This window comes from Spongiactinospora gelatinilytica, from assembly GCF_003236385.1.
Classification (GTDB): Bacteria; Actinomycetota; Actinomycetes; order Streptosporangiales; family Streptosporangiaceae; genus Spongiactinospora; species Spongiactinospora gelatinilytica.
Genome location: NZ_POUA01000073.1, coordinates 1 through 24,219 on the forward strand (window position 1 = coordinate 1; position 24,219 = coordinate 24,219).

24 protein-coding genes and 1 pseudogene are annotated in these 24,219 nt (G+C 69.6%); 13 read left to right on the forward strand and 12 right to left on the reverse strand.

The window, feature by feature from the left end; all coding sequences use genetic code 11:
- The first annotated feature begins 122 nt into the window (after window positions 1-122).
- Window positions 123-944, forward strand: coding sequence for an HD domain-containing protein (locus tag C1I98_RS12190; RefSeq protein WP_233507798.1), 822 nt, complete (start codon window positions 123-125; stop codon window positions 942-944).
- Window positions 945-1,064: 120 nt separating this feature from the next.
- Here the strand turns inward: C1I98_RS12190 and C1I98_RS12195 are convergent, their stop codons facing one another.
- The 3 genes from C1I98_RS12195 to C1I98_RS46510 all read right to left on the reverse strand — a co-directional run bounded on the left by C1I98_RS12195 (window position 1,065) and on the right by C1I98_RS46510 (window position 3,445).
- Window positions 1,065-1,391 carry a hypothetical protein gene (locus tag C1I98_RS12195; protein WP_111167286.1) on the reverse strand — a complete coding sequence of 109 codons (327 nt, stop codon included), beginning with the start codon at window positions 1,389-1,391 and terminating at the stop codon, window positions 1,065-1,067.
- Window positions 1,392-1,548: 157 nt separating this feature from the next.
- Window positions 1,549-2,364, reverse strand: coding sequence for an alpha/beta fold hydrolase (locus C1I98_RS12200; RefSeq protein WP_111167302.1), 816 nt, complete (start codon window positions 2,362-2,364; stop codon window positions 1,549-1,551).
- Between the two features lie 658 nt (window positions 2,365-3,022).
- The gene (locus C1I98_RS46510; protein ID WP_497844647.1) at window positions 3,023-3,445 is read right to left on the reverse strand and encodes an STAS domain-containing protein; all 423 of its coding nucleotides are present in this window, start codon (window positions 3,443-3,445) and stop codon (window positions 3,023-3,025) included.
- A gap of 690 nt (window positions 3,446-4,135) precedes the next feature.
- Between C1I98_RS46510 and C1I98_RS12210 the strand changes: the two genes are divergently transcribed.
- The 4 genes from C1I98_RS12210 (at window position 4,136) to C1I98_RS12225 (ending at window position 8,122) form a co-directional block, all read left to right on the forward strand.
- Complete coding sequence (locus tag C1I98_RS12210; RefSeq protein ID WP_111167303.1) at window positions 4,136-4,393, forward strand: MerR family transcriptional regulator; 258 nt, start codon at window positions 4,136-4,138, stop codon at window positions 4,391-4,393.
- A 455-nt stretch (window positions 4,394-4,848) separates the two neighbouring features.
- The gene (locus tag C1I98_RS12215; protein WP_146607388.1) at window positions 4,849-5,283 is read left to right on the forward strand and encodes a BAR domain-containing protein; all 435 of its coding nucleotides are present in this window, start codon (window positions 4,849-4,851) and stop codon (window positions 5,281-5,283) included.
- Window positions 5,284-5,404: 121 nt separating this feature from the next.
- Complete coding sequence (locus tag C1I98_RS12220) at window positions 5,405-6,793, forward strand: UDP-N-acetylmuramoyl-tripeptide--D-alanyl-D-alanine ligase (protein WP_233507800.1); 1,389 nt, start codon at window positions 5,405-5,407, stop codon at window positions 6,791-6,793.
- 189 nt (window positions 6,794-6,982) lie between these two features.
- The gene (locus C1I98_RS12225; RefSeq protein ID WP_233507812.1) at window positions 6,983-8,122 is read left to right on the forward strand and encodes an FAD-dependent monooxygenase; all 1,140 of its coding nucleotides are present in this window, start codon (window positions 6,983-6,985) and stop codon (window positions 8,120-8,122) included.
- 171 nt (window positions 8,123-8,293) lie between these two features.
- Here the strand turns inward: C1I98_RS12225 and C1I98_RS12235 are convergent, their stop codons facing one another.
- The 3 genes from C1I98_RS12235 to C1I98_RS12245 form a co-directional block, all read right to left on the reverse strand.
- The gene (locus C1I98_RS12235) at window positions 8,294-8,617 is read right to left on the reverse strand and encodes a DUF8817 family protein (protein ID WP_199536889.1); all 324 of its coding nucleotides are present in this window, start codon (window positions 8,615-8,617) and stop codon (window positions 8,294-8,296) included.
- Between the two features lie 11 nt (window positions 8,618-8,628).
- Window positions 8,629-9,189: a PadR family transcriptional regulator gene (locus tag C1I98_RS12240; RefSeq protein WP_111167291.1), complete on the reverse strand. Its 561-nt coding sequence runs from the start codon at window positions 9,187-9,189 to the stop codon at window positions 8,629-8,631.
- Between the two features lie 171 nt (window positions 9,190-9,360).
- Window positions 9,361-9,717, reverse strand: a complete 357-nt coding sequence (locus tag C1I98_RS12245) for a hypothetical protein (protein WP_146607389.1) — start codon at window positions 9,715-9,717, stop codon at window positions 9,361-9,363.
- Between the two features lie 242 nt (window positions 9,718-9,959).
- Here C1I98_RS12245 and C1I98_RS12250 point away from each other — a divergent pair, with 242 nt between their 5' ends.
- Window positions 9,960-10,736, forward strand: a complete 777-nt coding sequence (locus tag C1I98_RS12250) for a dihydrofolate reductase family protein (RefSeq protein WP_233507816.1) — start codon at window positions 9,960-9,962, stop codon at window positions 10,734-10,736.
- A 46-nt stretch (window positions 10,737-10,782) separates the two neighbouring features.
- Here C1I98_RS12250 and C1I98_RS12255 read toward each other — a convergent pair whose 3' ends face one another.
- Both C1I98_RS12255 and C1I98_RS12260 read right to left on the reverse strand, forming a co-directional pair.
- The gene (locus C1I98_RS12255) at window positions 10,783-11,946 is read right to left on the reverse strand and encodes a serine hydrolase domain-containing protein (protein WP_158558001.1); all 1,164 of its coding nucleotides are present in this window, start codon (window positions 11,944-11,946) and stop codon (window positions 10,783-10,785) included.
- Between the two features lie 360 nt (window positions 11,947-12,306).
- Window positions 12,307-15,618 (reverse strand): WD40 repeat domain-containing serine/threonine protein kinase, encoded by a 3,312-nt coding sequence (locus C1I98_RS12260; RefSeq protein ID WP_111167294.1) that lies wholly within the window; start codon window positions 15,616-15,618, stop codon window positions 12,307-12,309.
- Between the two features lie 181 nt (window positions 15,619-15,799).
- On the opposite strand from C1I98_RS12260, the gene C1I98_RS12265 reads away from it, so the two are divergent.
- A complete protein-coding gene (locus C1I98_RS12265; RefSeq protein WP_111167295.1) occupies window positions 15,800-16,384 on the forward strand; it encodes a hypothetical protein in 585 nt (194 codons plus the stop codon).
- Window positions 16,385-16,414: 30 nt separating this feature from the next.
- Here C1I98_RS12265 and C1I98_RS12270 read toward each other — a convergent pair whose 3' ends face one another.
- Window positions 16,415-16,954 (reverse strand): MFS transporter, encoded by a 540-nt coding sequence (locus tag C1I98_RS12270; protein WP_199536890.1) that lies wholly within the window; start codon window positions 16,952-16,954, stop codon window positions 16,415-16,417.
- A 551-nt stretch (window positions 16,955-17,505) separates the two neighbouring features.
- Here C1I98_RS12270 and C1I98_RS12275 point away from each other — a divergent pair.
- The 6 genes and pseudogenes from C1I98_RS12275 (at window position 17,506) to C1I98_RS12300 (ending at window position 21,906) form a co-directional block, all read left to right on the forward strand.
- Complete coding sequence (locus C1I98_RS12275) at window positions 17,506-17,778, forward strand: hypothetical protein (RefSeq protein WP_111167296.1); 273 nt, start codon at window positions 17,506-17,508, stop codon at window positions 17,776-17,778.
- A 99-nt stretch (window positions 17,779-17,877) separates the two neighbouring features.
- Window positions 17,878-18,231, forward strand: a pseudogene (locus C1I98_RS45010) (group II intron maturase-specific domain-containing protein); the annotation flags it as partial.
- Between the two features lie 118 nt (window positions 18,232-18,349).
- On the forward strand, window positions 18,350-18,589 hold the full coding sequence (locus C1I98_RS12285) for an ATP-binding protein (protein ID WP_306461857.1): 240 nt from the start codon (window positions 18,350-18,352) through the stop codon (window positions 18,587-18,589).
- A gap of 356 nt (window positions 18,590-18,945) precedes the next feature.
- Entirely contained in the window at window positions 18,946-19,689 is a 744-nt protein-coding gene (locus C1I98_RS12290; protein WP_111167297.1) for a GNAT family N-acetyltransferase, read from the forward strand.
- Between the two features lie 312 nt (window positions 19,690-20,001).
- A complete protein-coding gene (locus tag C1I98_RS12295; protein ID WP_111167298.1) occupies window positions 20,002-20,994 on the forward strand; it encodes a helix-turn-helix transcriptional regulator in 993 nt (330 codons plus the stop codon).
- 171 nt (window positions 20,995-21,165) lie between these two features.
- A complete protein-coding gene (locus C1I98_RS12300; RefSeq protein ID WP_111167299.1) occupies window positions 21,166-21,906 on the forward strand; it encodes a hypothetical protein in 741 nt (246 codons plus the stop codon).
- 142 nt (window positions 21,907-22,048) lie between these two features.
- On the opposite strand, the gene C1I98_RS12305 is transcribed toward C1I98_RS12300, so the two are convergent.
- The 3 genes from C1I98_RS12305 to C1I98_RS12310 all read right to left on the reverse strand — a co-directional run bounded on the left by C1I98_RS12305 (window position 22,049) and on the right by C1I98_RS12310 (window position 24,068).
- Window positions 22,049-22,732 carry a DUF998 domain-containing protein gene (locus C1I98_RS12305; protein WP_111167300.1) on the reverse strand — a complete coding sequence of 228 codons (684 nt, stop codon included), beginning with the start codon at window positions 22,730-22,732 and terminating at the stop codon, window positions 22,049-22,051.
- 105 nt (window positions 22,733-22,837) lie between these two features.
- A complete protein-coding gene (locus tag C1I98_RS40430) occupies window positions 22,838-23,368 on the reverse strand; it encodes a hypothetical protein (RefSeq protein WP_146607390.1) in 531 nt (176 codons plus the stop codon).
- 154 nt (window positions 23,369-23,522) lie between these two features.
- Entirely contained in the window at window positions 23,523-24,068 is a 546-nt protein-coding gene (locus C1I98_RS12310) for a GNAT family N-acetyltransferase (RefSeq protein WP_111167301.1), read from the reverse strand.
- Between the last annotated feature and the right edge of the window lie 151 nt (window positions 24,069-24,219).

Here is a 24,219-nt window from a genome sequence, read left to right on the forward strand (position 1 = left end):
GCCCAGCCCCGCTCCCCCATCCCGACTTCAGGGCGGCTGGAGCCGCAGCTAAGCTTCAGGCTGCCTGAAGCTTGAAGGAGGAAATCCGTGAATCATGCCCGATCAGCCGTGCGGGCGGGAGCGTGCGTGCGCCCCTTCGGACGGCCGCCACCGTCAAGGCCGTCTCACTGACGATCCTGCTCGCCAACCTGCTCACGTTCCACCTCAAGATCGTCGCGAACGTGGCGGTGCCCGTGCACGGCATGGCCTATGTGACCGAATCGTCGCCGCTTCGATGGCGCAGGCCACCGGCGTGCGCCGGCGTGCCCTCGTTCCTGGCGCGGGCGGCCTGCTCGCCCTCCGGCATTTCCGCACCACACAGAACGGATGACCCAATGGACCACGACTCCCTGTCGTTCCCCCGCACCGACCTCGCCCTGAGCGCGATGCGGCACGCCCGCGACATCGAGCATCCGGCCATCTTCGACCACAGCGTGCGCAGCTACCTGTACGGCCGCTTCATCGGCGAGGAGCAGGGGCTGCGCCCCGACCTCGACTACGACGACGAGCTGCTGTTCCTGGGCTGTGTGCTGCACGACACGGGACTCAGCGACGAGGGCGACAACGAGCACACCTTCGACATCGACGGCGCCGACCTCGCCGCCCGCTTCCTCGCCGACCGGGGAGTTCCGGACCAGCGCGTCGAGATCGTCTGGGACGCCGTCGCCCTGCACCTGCATCCCGACATCGCCCTGCGCAAGCGGCCGGAGATCGCGCTCGTCTCGGCGGGCGCGGGCTTCGATCTCGGCCCGCACGGGCCTACATCCTTCCCGCCGGCCACGCCGAACGCATCCACGCGGCGTTCCCCCGCCTGCACGCGGCGGCCGCGCTGTACGACGCGATCGTCGGCCAGGCGCTCGCCAAGCCGCACAAGGCACCGCCGTTCACCCTGCCCGGCGAGCTGATGCGCCAGTACAGCGGCCAGGACTGGCCCCGGTGGGAGCAACTGATGACCCGGCCGCCGAGCTGGGGCGACTACGACGGCTACCAGCCGAGCACCTGACCAGCCACTCGCGAAGGACTCGTCACATGCTCAGCCCAACGCCAGACCGACCGGACACCTCGCCCGAGGGTCGCGGAAGACCCGCCCTGTCCCGGCGGGCCCTCATCGCCTCGCTCGTGGTGACCGCAGGAGCAGGAGCGGGTACGGCGCTCGCCACCCGTGAGCCGGGCGTCCCGGTCGCGAGTACGGCGGCGACCTCGAGCGGGCCGCCCACGACCGCGTAGTAGCGGTAGAGGGACCGGTTGACCGCGGTGTAGGCCTCCGCGTCGTAGCGCATCTTGACAGGCCATTCCATGGCGTGGGCGAAGGCCAGGCCCAGCGTCGGCGCGACGAGGATGGCCGCCGTCACACCGACCGCCCGCCCCGGTGCAGCCGTACGTGTTGGGGTCATAAACCTGCGCCCTGCCCTCATGCCCGACCGGTAACGCGGTCGCCGACGGCCGCCTTGTCATGGCCGCGGGCCACGAGAAGATCCGCCGCCACGGTCCATGACGCATTCGGGCACCTCAACCCGAGGGGAGCCAGGTACGGATCTCGTCCATGAGCGGGACGGGCGCGTCATGGTGGACCAGGTGGCCGGCGTCGTCGATCAACGAGAGCTCAGCGGCGGGGATCAGGCTCTGCAGGCGCCGGGCGACATCGGGGGAGATCCAAGCGTCGCGCGCCCCCCACACAATCCGCACCGGGATGTCCAGGCGGCCCAGCTGTTGCTCGTTCTCTTGGAGGAAGCGCTCGTCATAGTCGGCGATCTGCCGGTAGAAGGCCGACTGGCCGTCCTGCCCGGTCCACGGCTGCACCAAGGCGTCAAGATCTTCATCGCGCAGCCCGCGGTGACTCGCGCCCTGAATATAGGCGCGCACGATGGCGGTATGGATATAGCCCGGCAGTTTCCCCAGGACATTGGGATGGTCCTGTACGAACCTGAAGAAGGGTGAGCCGCTGGGCGGGATGGCGACGACATCGACGAGCATGAGCGAGGCGTAATCGACGCCCAGGTTCAGATGCGTGCGCAGGGACACGGCACCGCCGAAGTCGTGGGCGATCACGTGCGGCCGCTCCAGGCCCCAGTGCGCAAGCAGCGCCGCGAACGCATCGGCCTGCACGCCGAAATCGACGGGATGCCCTTCCTGCTTGGAGGAGCGTCCGTATCCGGGCATGTCCCAAAGATGAACGGTGAAGTCGCGGCTCAAGGCCTGGGCGAACGGCCGCCACAGCAACGATGAGAACGGCGTGCCATGACAGAACACCACGGCTGGACCCGCACCTGCGCGCCCCCATGCGATCTGCCTTCCCCGCCACTCCAAACGCTTCGTCAACTCCATGACGTGCAATCTAGTAGGGGCTTGCGCGGTTCCAGCGGTGCGCCCCCGCCTGAAACCGCCTACTGCGCACATCTGAACCGGCCCGGATTTCGCGGAGGCGCCGAAGCCGGCATGATCATGCCGCCGGAAGAGAGAATCACACACGATGCCAGCCCCGAGGAAGTACCCGCAGGAACTGCGTGAGCGCGCGGTACGGATGGCGTTGTGAGCAGAACAGCAACGCGCCCGGCGCGATCGCCCGGGTGGCCCAGCAGCTCGGCATCCATCGCAAGGGCTGCGCAGCCGGGTCCGCCGGGCCGAGGTCGACGGCGGTCAGCGGCCGCGCACCTCAACAGCTCATGCGCAGCGAATCGCCGAGCTGGAGCGGGAGGTCCGAGAGCTGCGCCGCGCCAACGAGATCCTCAAGTCCGCTGCTGCTTTTCCCGTCCGGGAACCCGACCCATGACCGCCCAGATGGTCGCCTTGATCGACGCCCATCCGACCGGTTCGGCATCGAGCTGATCTGCCAGGTCCTACAGGCAACGCCGTCGACCTGCCATGCCGCCAGGAGCCGACCGCCGTCGGCCCGGCAGCGGCGCGATGAGCAGCGGAAGGCCGAGAGCCTGCGGCTGTCGCACCAACTTCGAGGTGTATGGCGTGCGCAAGATGCGGAAGGCGCTCAACCGGCAGGGCGTGGCCGTGACCCGCTGCACGGTCGCCCGGTTGGTGCGCATGCGCCGATCAGCGCGCCCATGCCCTCGAAGTCGCAGAACGCCGGCCGGGACAGATCCACCACCACCGCGGCGGGCCGGGGCGTCAGCGCGTGATCCACCTCGCGGGCGAACTCGGCGGCCGTCGTGGTCCGCAGTTCGCCCCGCAGGCCGATCACCGGGCACACCGCCGAATGCCACACCGTGATCGCCAGACCATCCCTCCGCCCCCGGTCGTGGTCCTGGCCGTGGTCCTGGCCGTGGTCCTGGCCGTGGTCGCCCATCGCCATCACCTCACCCCAGGCTCTGCCCGCCGCTGCGCCGATCAAGTGGTGCACGGGCGACTCTTTCCTTGATCGCGAAAGAAAATCTGTAGTGGTTGCGGTAGACATTCGCGTGGGATGGGGATAACGTTTCTGGCAGAGCAAGGGACGGATCCACGAGGGCAGCGCAGCACGAGCACCACGATGAACTGCCCGGACGGACGTGGACAGCAGTGCAGAACACAGCAGTACAGAGGTGAGGAAGGCAGAAGGTCGGACTGCCGCGGCCAGTGCGGTTGGAGAAGGGCCGGGGCGGTGGACGCGCTGCCATTTGCACGACGTCGACGCAGGTCGTCGACGCAGGGAAGAAACCGGAAGGGAGTGTTGAACGCCATCTGGATCGCCCGTTCTCGGCTGGATGTCATCGCCGCACGGGTACCGCAGCTCCACGAACAGGACGGTGGTCTACGGTCACGCTTACGCGATCCCCGCACCCCGCCCCAGCGGGCGGGCATCTGCGGAAGAAGTGAACCGGCCCGATGGCCGGTCGATGGTGTTGAACCTCATTCGGGCCCCGGCGCATCCAGGCGCCGGGGCCCTGTTCGCGTTCGGGAAGGTTGAATGGATCAAACCCACCAGGTGTCGCATCCCAGGGGAGAAGGACACCGCCGCACATCCGACACGCCGGCCGGCGGCAGGACCGGCCCAAGGGCTGACACAGGGACCGGCACAGGGACCGGCACAGGGACCGGCAAGCCGGCCGCCGTCTCCGCCAGCTCCGAGCAGCGGCTCGACGATGAGGACTACCCGGCCTACAGCATGGGCAGAGCCGCCGAGATCCTCGGCGTCAGCCCGGCGTTCCTGCGCAGTCTCGGCGCCGCCAAGCTGATCGAGCCGCTGCGCTCGGAGGGCGGCCACCGCCGCTTCTCCCGCTACCAGCTCCGCCTGGCCGCCCGCGCCCGCGAACTCGTCGACGCCGGCAACCCGCTGGAGGCGGCCTGCCGCATCATCATCTTGGAAGACCAGCTCGCCGAGGCGCTGCGCATCAACGAAGAACTGCGTCGTCAACGCGACTGATCGCCTGTGTTCCGGCCCCGGCGGAGCTGGGGTCACCGGGACCCGCCGCACAGCACGGGCCTCAGGAAACGCCGCGCCCGTACACACCCGGGGCCGAGTTACTTCGCCCCTCGCCGGAGGTTCGGGAGTTCCGGGCCCATGCCGCCGCGTTGCGGCGCCCGGGAAGGGCGGCCATACGTGGCACCCGGCCCGTACTCCGGCGACGGCCGGTGGTCATCATCCGGGGCCCATCGGCACTTCAGCCGGCGCCAGGAAGGCCGGTAGGTCGGCGAGGCTCACGCCGGTCGCGTCCTGGCCGCAGCCTGCGCCGCAGGTCGATGGCGTAGCGGACGCGCCGGCCGTGCGGACGCGGGCGATTCGTTTTTGATCTGTTTGTAGCCCTGCTCGATCCAGTGTCGCAGGCCGTACAGGCCGCACCCCTGCGCGGTGGGGTGGGCAGGCGAGGGCGGGACAGGATGGCGCAAGCTGTGACCGGGATGTCGGCGAAGAACTTCGTCGCCCTGATCGCTGGACTGGTCGCCCTCTGCAACGATCGGCTGGACCGTCAGCCCTCCAACCGCGCGCTGGCCAAGGCCGCCACGGTGTGGCCGACGATCGGCGACTGGCTGCGTGGCGAGCAGTTCCCTCAGTGGATCGATCCCCTGCTGAAGTTGGTGCGGGCCGTGCGGGCGCACGCCGCCCAGGGCGGGCTCCCGCCGCTGGCACACCTGGCCGATGAGCAGCGGTGGCGGCGGCGCTGCCAGGACGAGGCCCGCCGCCACATAGAAGAAACCCGCACCATGGTGCAGGCCGAGCAGGGACGGGCTGTTACTCGCACCAACGGGAGCCGTTTTGCTGAGTACGTCGCCGGTTTCACGCGTATCCACGATGACGGCGTGGCCGACGGCTGATCGTCGATGCTGCCGCGACGCGCCCGTAGGGCTTTGAACAGCGAAAACCGTGACCTGACCGATCTTGCGGGCTAGATTCGGCTATGGACCACCGGGGGGAGGGGGCTGTGTCATGCTGCCGATGAGTCTGGGCAGAGTCGCGGAGATCGTCGCGGGGAAGCTCCATGAGATCCCTGATCCTTCCATGCTGGTGGCCGGGCCCGTGATCGTGGATTCCCGCCGTGTGGTTCCCGGCAGCCTGTTCGCCGCCTTCCGCGGAGAGCGTGCCGATGGCCACGACCATGCCGTGGCGGCGGTTGGATCGGGCGCGGCGGCGGTACTCGCCTCCCGGCCCGTGCCCGCTCCCGCGATCGTCGTCGACGACGTGCAGGCGGCTTTGAACGCACTGACCCACTGGACGGCGCGTGCCATACCGGCGGTCACCCGGATCGGGATCACCGGCTCCTGCGGAAAGACCTCCACCAAGGATCTTCTCGGGCAGATCCTGGACCGCTTGGGACCCACCGTGGCCACGCAGGGCTCGCAGAACAACGAGATCGGCGTACCGCTGACGGTGTTGAGCGCGACAACGGCCACCCGCTATCTGGTGCTGGAGATGGGCGCTCGCGGCATCGGGCATCTGAGGCACCTGACCGGGATGGTGCCCTTGGACGTCGCCGTCGTGTTGAACGTCGGCACCGCGCATGCCGGGGAGTTCGGCAGCCGGCAGGCCACCGCCCAGGCCAAAGGCGAACTTGTCGAAGCCCTCGACACCGACGGTGCCGCCGTACTGAACGCTGATGATCCGCTGGTCGCGGCGATGGAGGCGCGCAGCGCCGCCCCGGTGGTGTGGTACGGCCGCGGCTCGTCCGCACAGGTCCGCGCGATCGATGTCCGAATAACGGGCGGTCGGCCGCGGTTCGAGCTGCACACCCCTGAAGGCAGGGCGACGGTGGAGCTTCCGCTGGTGGGTGAACATCACGTCTCCAATGCGCTGGCCGCCGCCGCAGCCGCATTCCGGCTGGGCATGCCCACCGGGCAGATCGCGGAAGCGTTGAGCACCGCGGCGGCCACCAGCGGAAGCCGGATGCAGGTGCATGAACGCCCCGATGGGGTGACCATCGTCGATGACGCCTACAACGCCAACCCCGACTCCATGGCCGCGGCGCTCCAGGCTCTTGTGTCCATGGCCGCGGGCCGCCGTACCATCGGGGTGCTCGGCGACATGCGGGAACTCGGTGCCGAGTCGGCCGGACAGCATCGAGCCGTGGGAGAGCTGGCCGCCCGGCTGGGGGTGGACATCGTGGTGGGCGTCGGAGCCTGGGAGGCCGCCGCGATCGTCGCCGGTGCCGCAGACGGAGGTACGACGGCCCACCTGGTCGATGGGCAGCAGGCCGCGTTGCGGCTACTGTCGCAGGTCGTACGGGAGGGTGATGTGGTGCTGGTGAAGGCCTCTCACGGGGCCGCGCTGGATGCCCTGGCCCGGGATCTGACGGCGATGCCACCGACCGGCGGGGCGGTCAGCCGGTAACCGGTCATGCGATCACGACGGACCACGGTTCGCGGGGGTTCACGGGAACGGCGCCGGAATCGTCGCTGCGGGTGCCGGGGAAGGGCAAGCGCCCATGCCCGAATCGATTGTTGTCAAGATGGCGATCTCCCGGGCCGCAGCCGGTAGGTGTACCGGACCTCAGTGTGGTCGGCGGCCTGCGTGAGGCGGGTGAGCGCAGTGCTGCGGCACCGCGACAACGGCCAGGAATACGGTGTGCGCGCGCGATACATGGTGGCGGCCGACGGCGCGGCCAGCGGGATTCGCACGGCTTTGGGCATCGGCCGTACCGGCGAGGGGCTGCTCTCGACACAGCGCAGCATCCTGTTCCGCGCCCCTTTCGATGAGCATCTGGAGCACGGCGTCGTCCAGTTCGAGATCGAGCAGCCGGACTTCCGGGCGTTCCTCACCACCTACTCCGACGGCCGCTGGGTCCTCATGCTCAGCGACGACGTCGGCCGCGAGGAGGACGAGCAGCGGGGCCTGGTACGCAAGGCGATCGGACGCACCGACATCCCCATCGAACCGATCACCACCGGCCGCTGGGAACTGGCGGCCCTGATCGCCGACCGCTTCTCCTCCGGCCGGGTGTTCCTGACCGGCGACGCCGCCCACCAGTTGCCGCCCAACCGCGGCGGGTTCGGCGCCGACACCGGCATCGACGACGCGCACAACCTGGCCTGGAAACTCGCCGCGGTCCTGTCCGGGCAGGCGGCGCCCGCACTGCTGGACACCTATGACGCCGAACGCCGCCCGATCGCGACACTGCGGCACGAGCAGCTCTTCGCCCGCGCCGACTACAAGGCCCATCTGAAGACGCCGAAGCCGGACGTACCGGTCCTCGACGACATCGCCCTCGAACTCGGGCAGCTCTACCGCTCGGCCGCGGTCCTCGGCGCCGGGCCGGATCTGCCGCCGGCACGGCGTCCCGACGAGTGGGCCGGGCAGCCCGGCACCCGGGCACCGCACCTGCCCGTCCTCGCCGACGGCGCAGAGCGGTCCATCCTGGACCTGTTCCAGCGCGACTGGGTGCTGCTGTCGGAGGACGACCTCTGGGCCGCCGCCGCCGGCGACACCGGGCGACGCCTGGGCGTCCCGATCACCTTCGTGGGCATCGGCACCGACGCGAAGCCGATGAAACCGGACGCCTTCCCGGCCGCCTACGGCATCACCGCCACCGGCGCCACGCTGGTCCGCCCTGACGGATACATCGCCTGGCGCACCACGCACGCCCCCGCCGACCGCGCCCACGCATTGACAGCGGCGCTCGGCCACCCGACCGGGGCCGGACAAAGCCCGGGAGAGGGCTGATCGAAAAGCTGATGACGAACCCGTTCGTTACGCTCTGATCCATGCCGCCACGCTCCAAAACCCCGATCAGCCGCCGCGAGCGGCCCGCCAAACCGGCCCTGACCCGCCAGGGAATCGTGGCCACGGCCGTGTCCATCCTGCGCGCCGAAGGGCCGGCCCGGGCGCGCGCCCTCACTTCCGCCTGCGCGGCCGGGTCATCCGGGGGATGCCGGAGACCAGGAGCTTGCCGTGCGCCGCGCGTATGCCCGCGGCGAACGCCTCGAACAGCTCTCCGGTGTCCGGCACGACGATCACGCAGGTCCCGTAGGAGTCCTCAGGCTTGAACGCCTCCGGCATGCCGAAGAAGCCCAGTTGGAGATCCTCGCGTTTGAGCAACACGTACGGGTTCGGCCGGACCTGGTAGTAAGCCCGGCGGAAGCCGAGCATTGTGTAGAAGTCGGCCATCTCGTCGATGGAGCGGCAGGGGAGCAGCGGTATGGCGATCTCGTTGGCCATCGGGGGAACTCCTATTCGTCGGCCATGGTGAACGCGCCCTCTTCCAGGCGGCGGATCATCCGGTCGGTCCACTGGGCGCCGGCGTCGGCGGTGCTCAGCCACAGGGACAGCACCTCGCCGACCGGACCCCAGGTCGCCAGATCCGTGCCCTCGGGCAGGTACGCGGTGATGCTCGCGCGCCACTCGCGCATGGCGCGGGCCCGCCGGCGCAGCAACTCCAGGGCCCGTTCCCGGGGAAGGTCCTCGATGAGGCCGATCGCGGCGCCCAGCACGTCCAGGCTCGGCTCGCGGTCGGCCAGCGCCTGGCCCAGCAGGGCGAGGTACTCCCGCTCGCCCCGCGGGGTCAGCTCGTACTCGATCCGCGGCGGTCCCCCGGCCTCGGAGGCGACCGTCTCGTGCGTCACCAGCAGGCCCTGACCGGCCATGCTCTTGAGGGCGTGATAGACCGAGCCCGAGGTGGCGGTTGACCACTCGTGCGCGCCCCAGGACTCCAGATCCGAGCGGACCTGGTAGCCGTGGGCGCGCCCGCGCCTGCGCAGCGCGCCCAGGACCAGCAGCCGTACCGGCTTCATCGAACCCTCCCGATCTTCGCTAGCCAAATTTGGCTAGCTACACCGGGAGCCTACCGCACCAACGTGGAGAAAATCGGCGTAGCGGCCCGCTCGCGGCGTACCGGCTCCTCGTGATCGCCCTCCTTGACGACCCCCGCCGTCCAGAAAGGCAGTCATCGCGATGTGCTCACATCACGGCTCTGCCACGACCCAGCGGTCCTCTCTCGTGTGCGTCATGTGGTGGATTCCTGGGCGAGCGGCGACGATCGCATCCTTTCTCAACTCGATCTCGAAGGCCGAGCGGGGCCATGGCAGCAAGCGGCCGCAGTGGGAGCAGGCCCCCTCGAGGATGGCCTCCACGTACACCCGTCCGGCCTCCGGAACACCTTCGTCGTCAGGCGGGCCGAACTCCCAGACGATGGTGTCACCGATCTCGTAGTCGATCTGGCGGACGTATCCGTACGTGAACTGGATGACCTGCCCGTAGTGCTGGTGGCAGTTCGGGCAGGTGAACGGCTCGGAGAGCGTCAACCCGTTGAATGCCGGCATGATTCTCGTGGCCTGCCTTCGTCTCGCCCTGCTCGTCTCCGGCTTGGTCACCCAGCCCGGGACTGAGGACGACCCCACCGGCGGTGTCGTTTCACGCCGTACCCGGGCCCGTTGCCGACGCTGCGCGGCCGGCACACCCGGCTGCCGGTTGTTCGCGTTGCGCCACCGCAGACACGCTTGCAGTTCCCCAGCGGCCGAACTATGACCCGGCCTCGGGCCTCCAAGATCCGTGGAGAAAACGCATGAGTGATGTGGGTTTCGGCACCGGCAAAGTGGTCGTGAACCGGGCGATGTCGCTGGACGGCTTCATCGCCGGCCCTGGCCACGCGATGGACTGGATCGCCGAGTACCTGACCGCGGCCGAGGTCCCGGAGGTCATGGCGGCCACGGGCGCGATGCTCATCGGCCGGGGCACGTACGAGGTCGCCAAGCGTATGGCCGCCCAGGACACCGCCTACGACGGGGGAGCACAGTTCGTCCTCACGCACAAGCCTCCCGACCAGCCGGACCCTACCGTCACATTCCTCACCTGTGGACTTGAGGAAGCCGTTGCCACGGCACGCGGCGCCGCGGGCGGCAAGAACCTGGAGATCCTCGGTGCCGGCGTTGCCGCCCAGTGCCTGCGGCGCGGGCTCGTCGACGAGATCCTGGTGTATGTCATACCGGTGCTACTGGGCGACGGCGTCCGCTTCTCGCCCCCAAGACTCGGCAGGATCGACCTGGAACCTTTCAGCAACACCCAGTCGGGCGCCATCACGACGCTCCGCTTCCGTGTGCGAAAGCAGGCGCGGCCCTCCAACAGGCGGTGCGGTGACCACGAACGTTCGCAGAGTCTGATCATGCCGCCTTGGCGCGGGGGCGGCCCCAGCGCTGTTGGCCGCGGATGCGGCTGCGGGCGCGTTCGCGGCATCCGCGGCGACCAGCCGGGCGATGGTCGGCACCGGCGTCCCGGACGCCGACGCCATGATCATCATCGCCCCGTTGGTGGTCACCGCACTGGCCACAACAGGCTCACCTGACAAAGCACTACTAGAGCGTGGCGGAGTCGCCGTTTCCTCTCTGTTGTCACTTCTGCGGGCAGAAGACCGCTTCGGCGGCCTTGACCAGGAGCGGATGCACCGATTCGTCGAGGTTGGAGACGGCCAGGGTGGCCGACAGGGCGAACTGCATCCGGCCGTCGGGCGAGGTGAAGGTGACCGCGTTGAAGCCGGGGGCGCTGCCCTTGAGCGGCATGATCAGCGGCTCGCCCCCGCACGGCAGCGCGGGCTGCCGCTGGCCGTCCCCGCCCTCGGGCGGCTGCCCGGAGGGCTGTGGCGCGCTTCTCGGCGGTCCCATGAGCACCTTCTTCAGATCTTCGGGCAGCATCCGGTTCTGGGCGAAGGCCCGCTGGAAGGCGCTGATGTCGTGCGCGGTGGAGATGACGCCGCCGGCGGCGTAGCCGTAGCTCATGTTGAGCCGGTCCACATCGCGCGGCTTGCCCGTGCTGTCGGGGAAGTAGCCGTGGCCGTGCGGGCCCTTGATGCCGCCGGGGAACTTGGTGGGCAGGTAGGAGTCGTCCATGCCGACGGGATCGAAGACGCGCCGCTCGAACTCGGCGGCCAGGGTGTGCTTGGTGTACTTCTCGATGATCAGGCCCAGCAGCATGTAGTTGGTGTTGGAGTAGGAGAACTTCTCTCCCGGCTCCTGGGTCCGAGGCAGGGTGCGGGACTTCTTCACCAGTTCGATCGGCGGGTAGTAGGTGGTGAAGTCGAAGGTGCCGACCAGCTTCTCGTCGAAGAAGTTGGGGATGCCGGAGGTGTGCTGGACGAGCTGCTGCAGAGTGATCTCGCCGGCCCGTTCCACCAGGTCCTTCCCGGCCACCTCCGGGAGCAGATCGCTGAGCTTGTCGTCGAGCTTGAGCTTGCCCTCCTTGACCAGTTGCAGCACCACGACGCCGGTCATCTGCTTGGTCTGGGAGCCGACCCGGAAGCGTGACCCGGTCGGGATCTTGCCGCCCTTGCCGTTCAGCAGGCGGGTGCCGGCCGAGCCCTTGCCGACGCGCTTGCCGTCGACGTATACCTCGCCGATGGCGCCCACCACCTCAGGGGACTTGGCCAGGGCCTCCAGCGCCTGCTGTACGTCGCCCAGCCGAGCCCGGTTCGCAGCAGGTTCCGCCGCGGCGGGCAGAGTGCTCAGCGTGAGCATGGCGCAGGCCAGTCCGGCGAGGCCGGCCGCTGTCGCACGATTCACGAGAGTGTTCCTTCCGTCGGGGTACCGCGGTCCAGCGGTGGCGCCGGCCGCGACGTTCGGGTTCATGCCTAGACCAGGCGGGGTTTCCGCACGGTTTCCGCCCTCGATCGGCGTGGCGGCGGAAACCGTGCGGAAACCGTGCGGAAACAGGCGCTGCTGTAGCGATGACTGCCATGACACTCTTCGCGGCACCCGTACGCCGGCTGACGGCCCTCGCGTGCCTGACGCTTGTGGGAACGGCGGTGCCGACGGCACCCAGATCGCCCGCCCGACGTCGTTCACGAGCAGGACGCGGCGGTGGTTCAGGCGGTCGACCCACGCTCCGGCCGGAAGCCCGCCCGGCTTCGTCGCGATCGTCGGCTAGGGGCACGCCTTTCTATACGGCAGCGTGGGTACTATCGCCCGCCACTGGGCCGCGCTCAGCCCGCCCGCCTTCGCGCACACCGCCGCCGCCAACGCCTTCCCGCCCACGGCGTGCCGCCTGACGACGCCGTTGCCGTCCACGGTCAGCACCGCCGATCCGTCGCCGGTGAACGCCACGTCGAGCGGCTGCCCGATCTCCGGGTCCTGCCCGCCGCCCTGGTCGAGCAGCGCGCCCAGGTCCGTGCCCGACATCACGTCGGCGAGCCGCACCCTGCCCCCCACCTGAAGGGTGGCGAGCAGGTCCTCGCGCGGCGAGTAGGCCGCGGGGTCGCCGAACCCGCGCGCGGTGGCGAGCCGGCGGCGCGTGGCCAGGTCCCAGACCGTCATCCGTCGCCGCGCGTCGAGCACCACGACCGCCTTGCCGGAGCGGGTGAAATACGCGCGCACCCCCTCGGCGTTCCTGCCGCCGCCGCCGAACGCCGGCCCCAACGCCTTGCCGCCGGCCGTCTCCAGCAGGTGCAGGCGGTCGCCCGCCACCACCAGCGTCCGCCCGTCGGAGGAGAAGGCCGCGTATTTCGCCGCGCCCGCATCGGCCGACCACACGCGCCGCCTGGTCTGCCGGTCCCACAGCTCGACCCCGCCCTTCTCGGTGACCACGGCCAGCCTGGCGCCGTCGGGAGAGAAGGCCGCCTGGACGGCGGACGTGCGCAGCGTGCCCTGGACGGCGGCCGAGGCGGTGTCCACGATCCGCACCCCGGGCCCGAAGGTGGCGACGAAACGGGAGTCCGGGCTGAATACCGCGTACTCCGCCTCTGGCAACGCGGCGACGTTCCTCCCGCCGACGTTCCTCCCGCCGACGGCCGACAGCTCGCCGTCGCGGACCACGAGCCGCCCGTCGCCGCTCAGCGCGGCCGTGCCCACATGGCGATCGTCGTCCTCAGTGGCCAGGTCGGCCACGTCCACCGAGAAGACCTGGTCCCCCAGCAGGTAGCGGAACGTGCTTCCGTCGAAGGCCCCCTGCGCCGCCTCACCGTCCCCCCGTACCTGGACCGTGGTGAGCAGTTGCGTGTCCGACCTGCGCCAGAACTGGATGGACCGCGATGTCACCGTCGCGACGAGGCCGGCGCCGAACACGGCCGCGCCACCGTTCCAGGTGCCCTGGGTGCCGGCGCCGTCCTTCTCGCCGATGAAGCTCTTCGCCCCGGTCCTCAGGTTGGTCAGCTCCAGCTGGCGACCGCGCCGTGCGGCCCGCCAGCCCCCGTCCCGGCTGAATGTGCCCGCAGGGCCGGGCCCGAGCGCCTTGGCGGCGCCGGTTCGCAGGTCCCAGCGGGTACGCCGGTCAGCCTCGTGGAGCAGGACGGAATCGTCCCGCTCGAACGCCACGTCGACCCACTCGGTCGTGAAATCCTTGGCAGTGGGGAAGGCGTGGTCGCTGATCAGCCCGCCGCTGACGAGGTCCACCGCGGCGGCGCGCCTGGTCGTCACGGCCACCAGCACCTTGCCCGACGGGCTCAGCGTCACGCTGTCCATCGACTCGGCCCGCCGCGCGCCGAGTGTCCGCAGGAGCCGGCCGTTCCGCACGTCCCACGCGCGCGTCGCAGTGGAATCGGCACTGATCAGCGTCCGGCCGTCGGCGCCGAGCGTCCGTACCGTGTCGCCCGCGGTCGACGGGTCGCGGAACATCGCCGTCTCGCGCTGCGCCAGCGAGGCGACCAGGGCCGCCCTGGTGGCCGGTGTGCCGTCCAGCCGCCAGGCCGCCAGACTCGCCAGCATCGCCTGGTGCGGGTCGCTCCCGCGGATCGTGGTCGCCACCGCCGCCAGCCTGGCCGCCTCCGACCTGGTCAGTTGCCCGGCGATCTGCTCGGCCCGGTCATCGGCCACCGCGCCCTGCTGTACGGCCAGCCCGCCGGCCACCAGCGCGATCACCAGCAGCCCGCCCAGGCTCAGCGAGGCCAGCCGGGTGCGCCTGACCCTTCGCCTGGCCAGGACGGCCGCCGCGGACAGGAAATCGCGTTCGATGGGCGACAGGGTGATGTCGCGGCGGGCGGTGGCCGCCCACTGCAACGCGTTCTCCAGGCTGCTGCCCTGGAACAGGTCGCCGTCCCGGCGTCCCGCCGCCTCCCAGCGTCGCGCCGCGGCGAGGATCTGCCGGTGTACGGCCAGGCCGTCGCGGTTGGTCTCGATCCACCGGCGGTAACGCGGCCAGGCCTGGGGCAGCGCCGGCCTGGCCAGCCGTACGCCGCTGTCCTGCCTGGCCAGGAGGTAGCCGAACACGGCAAGGATCCTCCGCACGGCGGCCACCTCGTGCGGCGCCCGCCCCTCGACGAGCTCGGCCAGCTCGGCGTGCCGGGGCGACAGCTCGCCCGCCTCGTCCACGGTCACCAGGCGCAGGAACACCTCGGGGATCAGCTCGCGCTCGGCCGGATCGAGCATCGTGTACGCCTGCTCGGCCAGCGTGCCGAGCGCGGGATCGTGCCCCTGCGCGCCGATCCCGGCGGCCCGGTGGCCGCCCTGGGCGAGCAGGCGGGAGGTGTCGAGGTCGCCGTCGCCGCTGACCAGCGCCAGCAGCAGCTCGCGGGCGGTCGGCCGCTGGGCCGGGTCCTTGGCCAGTGCCGAGGAAACCAACCGGCGCAGCGTCCCGGGCAGCGCGGACAGGTCGGGAGCGGCGGACAACACCTGGTGCATGACGCTTCCCAGGCTCTCGGCGTGGAACGGATCACGGCCGGTGGCGGCGAAGACGACGACGGCTCCCCAGGCGAACACGTCCGCCGAGGCGCCCGCCCGCTGGCCGATGAACACCTCGGGGGCCATGTAGGTGGGCGTGCCGCTCACCACGCCGGTCGCGGTGAGCGACATCTCGGCGGTCCTGGCGATGCCGAAGTCGATCACGCGGGGACCGTCCGGGCCCAGCAGCACGTTGTCGGGCTTGAGGTCGCGGTGGATCACCCCGGCGTCGTGGATGGCGGTCAGCGCCGTCGCGATGGCGGTGGCCAGGCGGTGCAGGTCGTCGCCCGCGAAGGTCCTGCCCGCCGTGCGCAGGCTAGGGCCTTCCACGTACTCGCTGACGATGTAGGGGCGCGGGCCCTCCAGCTTGGCCTCAATGATCGGCGCGGTGCAGAACGAGGCCACCCGCTGGGCGGCCGCCGCCTCCCGGCCGAGCTGGGCCACCTGATCGCCGTGCAGCACCTTGATCGCCACCCGGCGGCCGTCCTCGGCGTAGGCCTCGTACACCACGCCCTGGCCGCCCGCGCCGAGCCGCCCGGCCAGCCAGTAGCGACCGAGCCGCTGAGGGTCTCCTTCTATCAACACGCTTGGTTTGATGCGCTGATCACGGACGAAGTTCCGCCCAAAATGCCCATTTGTGCCTCACTGTTTTCGAGCGCCCCCATCCCTGAGACGCACTGGAGTGGGCCGTCTGGGGCCTGCGCTCCGGCGGGCGGAACTCGAAAAAGTGCCGAACCTTTCTCGATCCGGATGCATCCAACCTGACATGAACAAGGTTCAGAAACTTGCCGCCCTGGCCGTGCTCCCCGTTGCCGCAGCTCTCGTGGCCGTCCCCGCGCAGGCGGCGGGGCAGGCGGCGGAGCGTCCGAGTTGTCCCGCCCCCTCCAAGGCAGAGATGCTGCGCTCGTCAGCCGCCAAGGTCGACAGGCCCGCGAGGGGCGCGGCGGCGATCAAGGGGGTTCGCGTCGACCACATCCCGAAGGGCTTCACGCACGGGCAGGTCATCGTCAACAAGCACGACGGCATGGTCGAGTACGGCTACCAGTGGTCGGACGACCGCGACGACGTGAGCCGCCGGCACCGGGCGCTGTGGGTCAGGGTGGTGTGCTGGCCGAAGGCGACCTCGTTGGCGCAGCTCAAAAACGCGCCGTTCAGCATCGGGTCCTTCTCCGGTGACGCGACCACCACGAAGATCGGCGATCGCCAGGTGCTTCGCCAGAAGGGTGACGGCGCGCTGGGGGCCGGTGTGTACACGGGCTGGGTCGAGCGCGCGGGAGTCGTCGTCACCGTGATGGCGAGCCCGCCTCTCGTGCCAGGGTCGGCGGAGATCATCAAGGGCATCCGGCTCTGATCCTGCTCCTCGAAGTATCCGTATGTCGGCTCAAGTGTGGTGGCGAATCCAGCGGGGCGCGAGGGCGGTGCCGATGACGCCGGCGATGAGCCAGGGGAATCCGATCGCCCCAGCGAGCCCGAGGCCGGCCGAGCTGATGATGGTCACGAAAATGCCCTCGATCGACATGGGCACCGTGAAACGGGTGGCCGCCGACGCCGAGGAGCGGTGGGCGAAGTCCATGGAGACGGTGGAGATCCAGGTGAGCTTGGCCCCGTACACCGCGGACAGGACGACCAGGACGATCCCGGTCGGTGCCGTACCGGCCTGGCCTGCCGCCAGAGGCAGGAGACCGGCCACGGCCGCGAGGCCCAGCACGCCGATCGCCAGTGCGGGCCGCCGCAGGCCGTAGCGGGAGATGGCGGCGCCGGTGCCGAGCGCGGTGAAGACCTGGACGGTGGTCGCCACGAACTGGACGAGGGCGATGCGGTCCAGCGGCGGCCAGCCTGCGGCCAGGAGCATGGCGGACTGCGGCGCGCTCGCCAGCCACTCGCTCATGGCGTACACCGGGATCACGATCAGTGCCCACATGGCCATCCGGCGTTCGCGGAAGAAGCCGGCCAGTTCCCGCCACGGAGCGCGTCGCGTCCGGGGGGCCGGTGGTTCGGCCAGGCGAGCAGTTGGGGACGGCCCGCGCGTACCTGGAACACCTGCTGTGGTGTCACGGGGATGACATCGCCATGGAGTGCATGCACCGCGTTCGACAAGGAACTGGCCAGGCACACGCCACGGGGGCGCATCGACGATCCCGACATCGTTTCCGCCTTCCGTACTGCCGCTACCCATCGGCGATGGCCCTCCGGCCCGGCCCCGCGTGACAAAACAACCGCCGGGGGCGATCACGGTGACGAAATAGAGGTGGCCGCCCATCCGAGATGCCCGGAATGTGGTCAGCGTGTAGCGCAGCCCGCGCGCGGACGCCGCCGCGCGTACTGCTCACAGGCTTGCAGGCAGCGTGCCTACCGCAAGCGCTCAGGTGATCCCCGGCGCCCCTGACCGGTTACGTGACCAGTGGAGACCACCCGGGATCGGCTGACGCCGGCCGCTGATCCTTTACACCTCTCTTCGCGCCCCGGCGCGCAGTGGCGCTCATCACCTACACGTCGGGCGCGGACCTGGACGTGTCCATCACCGACTCGCCCGCCCCGGTCAGCCTGGGCACCACCGTCGCCTACAACGCCACGGTGACCAGCAGCGGCCCGGAGGACGCCACGGGCACCACGCCGGCGTTCGGCATGGCAGCCGGTTCCCCGACGACATCCTGTCCGCCACACCCCACCTGGAGCTGTGTTCCTGATCCCCGAAGGGATCCCACGATGTACGGGATTCATGCCTCGGCCGTCGGTCTGGCGTGACTTCGTCGGTGAGGACCGAACCCGCCGCCGAGGCCGCCATCGACCAGGCCTGCCGCATACTGCGCCTGCCCACCTTGCGCCAGCAATTCGCGGCAGGTCAACCCGGTCTTACGGGGCTGGGCGGCCTACTCTCGCTACGGCGTATCCAAGCGAACCTTCGCCTACCTTGGCTGGTATGCCTGGTGGCGGCTGCTCCACTGGATCCGCCGCAAGCACCCGCACCTGACCTGGAAACAGTTGCGGCGGCGCTACTACGGGGCCGACCGCATCACCGCAGGGAACTTGGTCCTCTACAACCCGGCGAAGATGAAGGTCGAACGCTACCGCTTCCGCGGAGCGCAGATCAGCACGCCCTACAACATCGACGAGGTGGACCCCGACGGAGCGCGCTTCCGCCGCACCCACCATGACGATATGGCGTTCGTCGGCCAGGTCAGCGAATACCTCGCCTGACTCATCGGATCATGTGGAGAGCCGGATGCTCGGCTAACGGGCACGTCCGGTTCGGCGGGCGGGGACGGGAAAACCGACACCCGAAACGGTGCACGGCGTCCCGTCTCCGACCCGACACATGAAACTCGACGAACGCGGCGCCAATCTGCTGTTTCAGGTCCTCACCGAACGAGAAGAACGCGCCAGCGTCGCCATCGCCTCCAACGAGTCCTTCGCCGGCTGGACCAAGACCTTCACCGAGCCGCGGCTCTGCGCCGCGATCGTCGACCGCCTCACCTTCAACGCCGCCATCATCGACACCGGCACCCGCTCCTACCGGCTCGCTCAGGCTGAAGCCCAACACTCCATTTCCGGCTGAGGACGGTCACCTCTTCGTTCGGTGCGTGTGCATCGCCTGCCTTGCAGGACATCAGCTCGCGCACCCGCTGGGCAGGCGATGCACACGCCATGCCGGGGTTCGGGGACGGCAGTCCCCGAGTACACAGACGGGAGTGTCACTTAACGGCTGATCAGCCGTTAAGTGACACTCCCGTTGTGGCCAGGGACGTGGGCCAGAGCCAGGTCGGCCGTCCGCGGCCCAACCGAGCACAGCGGCTCACCGTGATGACACCGACAACGCTGCCCTACGATGACAGGTTGCTTGCACTCGCACTTTCCGCTCTCGCAAGCTGCAACACGTCGCTAACAACGACACGATGAGGAGACAGAACACCTGTGGCCGAAAACGCCGAAAGCCTTGGGAACCTCGAGCTTCTCGAAATCGAGATGAAAGTTCTGTGGCACCACGATGACCATGGCCGTCTTCACGGCCCTGAAGAACTGGTTCTCGCCGTGGCCAGTGAGGGCATCACCGCAGCAGTGGCCCACACCGTGCCGGACGACCTGGCCGGCCACCTGCTCGACCTCGTCACACAGAACACGCCATCGAGCCCCGACCGACCCCCGCATGTGCTGAAGGAATGCCAAACGCTCCTGGATCAGTCCATGCGGGGCCCCTCGACGGTGTCTGCGGGACCCAGCTATCTGGCGTCTCCACCCGTGCGGTTCGACCTTTCCACGGCAGTCCTTCGATCGGACAATCTGAATGACGCCCAACGTGTCGGCCAGATGCGGCCCAGCAACTGGCAACCGGAGGAATGGGAGGAACTCATGGGCGGCGGCGCGGGAGCGCCCTGGTCGATGATTGTCGACAACGATCAGGTGGTCTCCATATGCCACACCCCGAGGAGAACGCCGGCCGGCGCCGAGGCGGGAACATGGACCGCCCGGCCGTTCCGTGGTCGTGGCTATGCCGCCGCCACCACCGCAGCCTGGGTGGACCTGCTGTCTCCGCGTTGCCGCTTTCTCTTTTACAGCACCAGCGCCGACAACCGCTCCTCCCGGCGTGTGGCCGAACGACTCGGGCTTCGCAACATCGGATGGCTCTGGAAACTCACCCGTACCCCAGTCGCCGGCTGACCACAGCACCATTTCTTTCCGGGAAACGATCAACACGTCGTCGCGAAGGGATCTTTCGGCCCTTGTCTCAATCCCAGGCCACACGTACTCGTGAACACCCCTACCTGACCGCAGGTGGGGCCAAAACTCATGCGTGATCAAGGCGTGCACGATCGCTAAGTGGGGCCACTTCTCACACGAACTGGCACCGTTGAAGATCACCAAGTGGAGCCAAGAAAGACGGGAAATTGGGTCCGTCTTTCACGCGCGAAATCAGCCCAGGCCGGGCAGGAGGCGGCCGCACGGCTTGGCCAGACCCGATCTCGCGGCAGCATGCTCGCCGCGGCACGTGCCTTCTCCCTGATCTTCCTGGGCCGATGGAATGAGGCCCTGGTGATCGTCCAGGACGCCTTGGCCGAAGGCCCGCCGCCGCTGTACGCCGCGTACCTGCGACTGGCGGCGGCCGACATCGCACGCTGCCGCGGCGAGACCAGCCACTTCGAATCTCTGATGCGTCGGTTGACCGAGTTCGCCCGGCACACGCTCCGAGCGACCGAGGCCAACGCCGGGCTGGCTCTGCAACGGATCGCCTGGGCGCTCGATCAGGGTGACGCGGACTCGGCGGATCGCATCCTCGGCGAGCACCTGACACCGCCGACGGCCTGGCCGGCGCACCACCTGCTGCGGCTCGCCGTCCTCGGTGCCCGCGTTCAGCGGGTACGGCGGGCCGGAGCCCCGCGCAATCGCCAGGTCGCTCGCGAAGTCACCGACCGGATCGCCCAGCTCTGCCGCATCGTCGACACCGTGCACACCGCCACCCCGACGCTCGACGCCCACCGGCTCACCTTCCACACGACGGCCACCCCCGACAGCCTGCCCGCCTGGGACCAGGCCGCCACCGCCTGGCGCGACCTCGGCAACCGCCATGAGACCGCGGTCGTCCTGACCGACGCGGCGGCTACAGCCCTGGCGACCAACAACCGCCCCGGCGCCCGCTCCCGCCTCCGCGAGGCCCGCACCATCGCCACCGACCTGAGCGCGATCCCACTCCTGACCCGCATCGACGATCTCACCGCCCGCGGCCGCCTCGACAAGGCGACCACCACCCCCGCGAGCAACCCCTTCAACCTCACCAACCGCGAACTGGACGTCCTACGCCTGCTCACTCTCGGCCGCTCCAACCCCCAAATCGCCGAGGACCTCTTCATCGCCCCCACCACCGTCGCCACCCACGTGGCCAGAATCCTCACCAAACTCAACGTCACCACCAGAACAGAGGCCGCCGCCCAAGCCCACCAGGCCAACCTGTTCACTACCCCACAGTGACGATCGAATGGACAGCCTGGATGGGGTGCCTGGATGAACCCTCCAGGCCGGTGGCGCGTTCCCTTTGCTATGAAGAGATCGCGTTTGACCGTCATCGCGCTGCTCGCGTTGTTATGCGCCTGCGGCCATTCTGGTGCTGGTGCTGGTGCTGGGGCCGGCCCGGTGCCCGCTGTGGCCGGGACCGAGACGATCGTGTTACCGCGGGCCGATCAGCCCAGAGCGCATCGGCCCACCCTGGAGCGGCTCAAGCGAGAGGCGGCATCGTCGGGCCGGTCCCTGGAGGAGGTCGTCAAGCGGTACGCGGCCCGGGTGGCCGCTACCTCGTCGCCCAAGCCGACGGACTTCGAGGGGTACGACCCTGCGGTGACCGACCCGGACGTGGTGATCGACGGCATTCCCTACGCCGAGCTGGTCGACCTCGGGGCCATCGCCAAATCGGAGGGCATCGCCTACGAGGAGGCCATCGACCGCTTCGGCTCACAGTCGTCCAACAGCCGGGTGATCGACAAGCTCAATGCGGAGTTCCCCGACGAGATCTCCGGCGTCAGATACGTCGATGACCAGCGGGGGCTGCGCGTCAGCTTCAAGGGTCCCATCCCGGCTCGCGCGATCGAGCTGGCCAGGACCCTCCCCTTGGAGGTCACCCTGATCGGCGGCAAGGGGTTCTCGGCCTCGGAGCTCCGGCGGGCCCAGGACACGGTCGTCTCCTGGCTCCGATCCCGTCCTGAGGTGGTCACGATGATGGCGCACTCGGATGAGGAGACCGGCCAGGTCAAGGTCACAGTTCAGCCGAAGGTGATGCCGGACGATGCCGGGGAGTTCAAGCGTGGGCTTCAGCTCCCGCTGCTGGACAATTCGCACATCACCGTCGATGTCACGCTCTCCGCCGAATCGGTCGCCGTTCGGCCGTAGGAAGGCCCGGGCGAGCTGCCGGCCAGGGCGGTGCAGGAGTCGCCGCCCGGCGCCGCCCCGAGGTGTCCCGCGACGTAGGAGCCGATCGGCCCGGTGTGGATCTTGTGCGACTCCACGGCGGCTCTGGTCGCTCAGGCACCGGTCAGTCGGCATGCGTCCTGAGCAGGCGAAGTGGCACCAGCGCGGCCCAGATCCAGCCGAGCGGGATGACCATGCGGCCCGCGATCCCGTCGAGGACCGCGTACCACTCGCCGGAGATGGCCAGCGGCTGGAGAATGACGCTGCCGCCGTACATGATCAACGGCGCCAGGACGCCGGTGGCGGCGAGGAAGACCGCCCAGGCCCGCCCGCCGGGCTCGGCGGCGAAGCGTCGGGCGAAGGTCAAGCAGGCCAAGGTCGTGGCGGCGTAGACGACGAACGCCGTCATCCAGTGCAGGTGTCCGTGCCAGCTCGCCTGAGCGTTCACGCCGGGCAGGAGGTCTGACGGGGTTCCCGGTGGATAGCCCAGTTGCGGATCGGTGACGAACACCCCTGTGGCGATCATGGCTGCGCCGTACACCGCCACCAGCCGGGGACCCCATCGAGCACCGCGCCCGGCAGGCAGCGCACGCCGTATCCCGACGGCGCACGCGATCATCAACGTTCCGGTGATCACGAAGTTGGCGATCTGCAGCGGGCCGCGGTCACCGGTCATCAGCAAGCTCGGCGCGTGGCGCAGCGGGTCGTATCCGGCGCGGAACACCATGTCGAGATGGAACACCAGCAGCGAAGCGAGCGGTGCGACGGCCCCGCAGATCAGCAGGGCCCGTGTTGTTGGGTAGGACATGCCCTGATTCGACCGTGGGGTGAAGGTGCGGGGGGAGCTGCGATGGTGGTGTTCGCGGCGCTGCAAGACCGCACTTTCGTAGGGTCCGCGTAGGCGGGCCGCCGCCTAGGGTGAGGGTGCGCATGCCCGGCTGATCCACGAGGCGGTCGTCGATGCCCTTCCAGCGGATCTTGAGGGTCGGCGTCGGGTCGGGCGGGAGAGGCGCGCCTGGTCGGCGGCGGACCGGGCGGTCGCCGCTGAAGGAGTAGGTCGACCGGCTTGTGGTCGAACCTCTCGGCTGTCACACTCCCTCGGAGGAGCGGGCGAGGTGATCGTGCAGGTCGGCGTGCCGAGCCCCAGCACCAGACCGGAGCCGAGCCCTACCGCCATGCCGCCCAGCGCCCAGTACGCTGCGCAGATCGCCAGTCCGGGCAGCAGCACGTACACGACCAGGTGCATGAGGGTCAGTGTGCGGTCATCGCGCCAGGTGGACGGCGGCGACAGGGCGGCCGCCGTCGGCGCGGGCCGGGAGGCCCAGCGTACGAAGCCCAGGAGCAGGCCCACCACCAGTCCGGCCACCCCGCCGACAGGGCCGCGGAAGAGCGACAGGTCCCACTGCCCCGAAGCGCTGACGAGCGGACCCCCTATGGCTCCCACGGCGCCTCCCCCCAGGCCCCAGGAGGCCAGCAGTCGCAGCAACGGGCGGACCCGGCCGCGCAGGCCGAGGGCGACGGTGCCAGCGCTGATAACCGTTCCTCGCAGCGCGTGGCCGAACGGCTTGGGCTTCGTCGTATCGGGTGGCTCTGGAAGCTCACCCGAGCCCCGGGGAGGGCTTCCAGTCCTGGGCGAGGAGGCCGAGTATGACCTGGTCCATGAACTCGCCCAGCACCCAGGCGGAGGAGCGCAGCAGGCCCTCGCGGGCGAAGCCGTTGCGTTCGGCGGAGCGCAGCATCGCGGCGTTGTCGGACAGCGTCTCGATCTGCAGCCGGTGCAGGCCGCGTACGACGAAACCGTAGTGGCACAGGACCGCGACGACGTCGGTGCCGTAGCCCTTGCCGCGGGCCGATGGCAGCAGGCCCAGGCCGATGTGGGCGGACCGGTTGTGGGTGTCGATGCCCCACAGTGTCGCGGTGCCGACCAGCGTGCCGCCGTTCAGTTCCACGACGGAGAAGGGGACGTGCCCTTGCTCGTCGTCGTTCACCACGAGCCGCGAATCCTTCGAGCCCGGCGTGATCGGCCGCCACGGCCGGCCTTCGGCCCGCGCGGAGTTGACCACGTCGTCGTAGAGCTCGGTCCGCAGGATCGGGATGTCGTCCTCGTACCGGGCCCTGAGCCCTACTTTGTCGCCTCTCAGCACGCAAGCTTCTTATCCGACCGGGGTGTCCATCGGCAAACCCAACAGTCGGGCGAATCCGGCGCAGAAGCGGCTCATCGATGAGGTGGAACCCCCGCCCCGGCCGGGTCACCGGCGGGGGCGGGGGCGTCGAGAGGTCGGGGTCAAGGGGTCC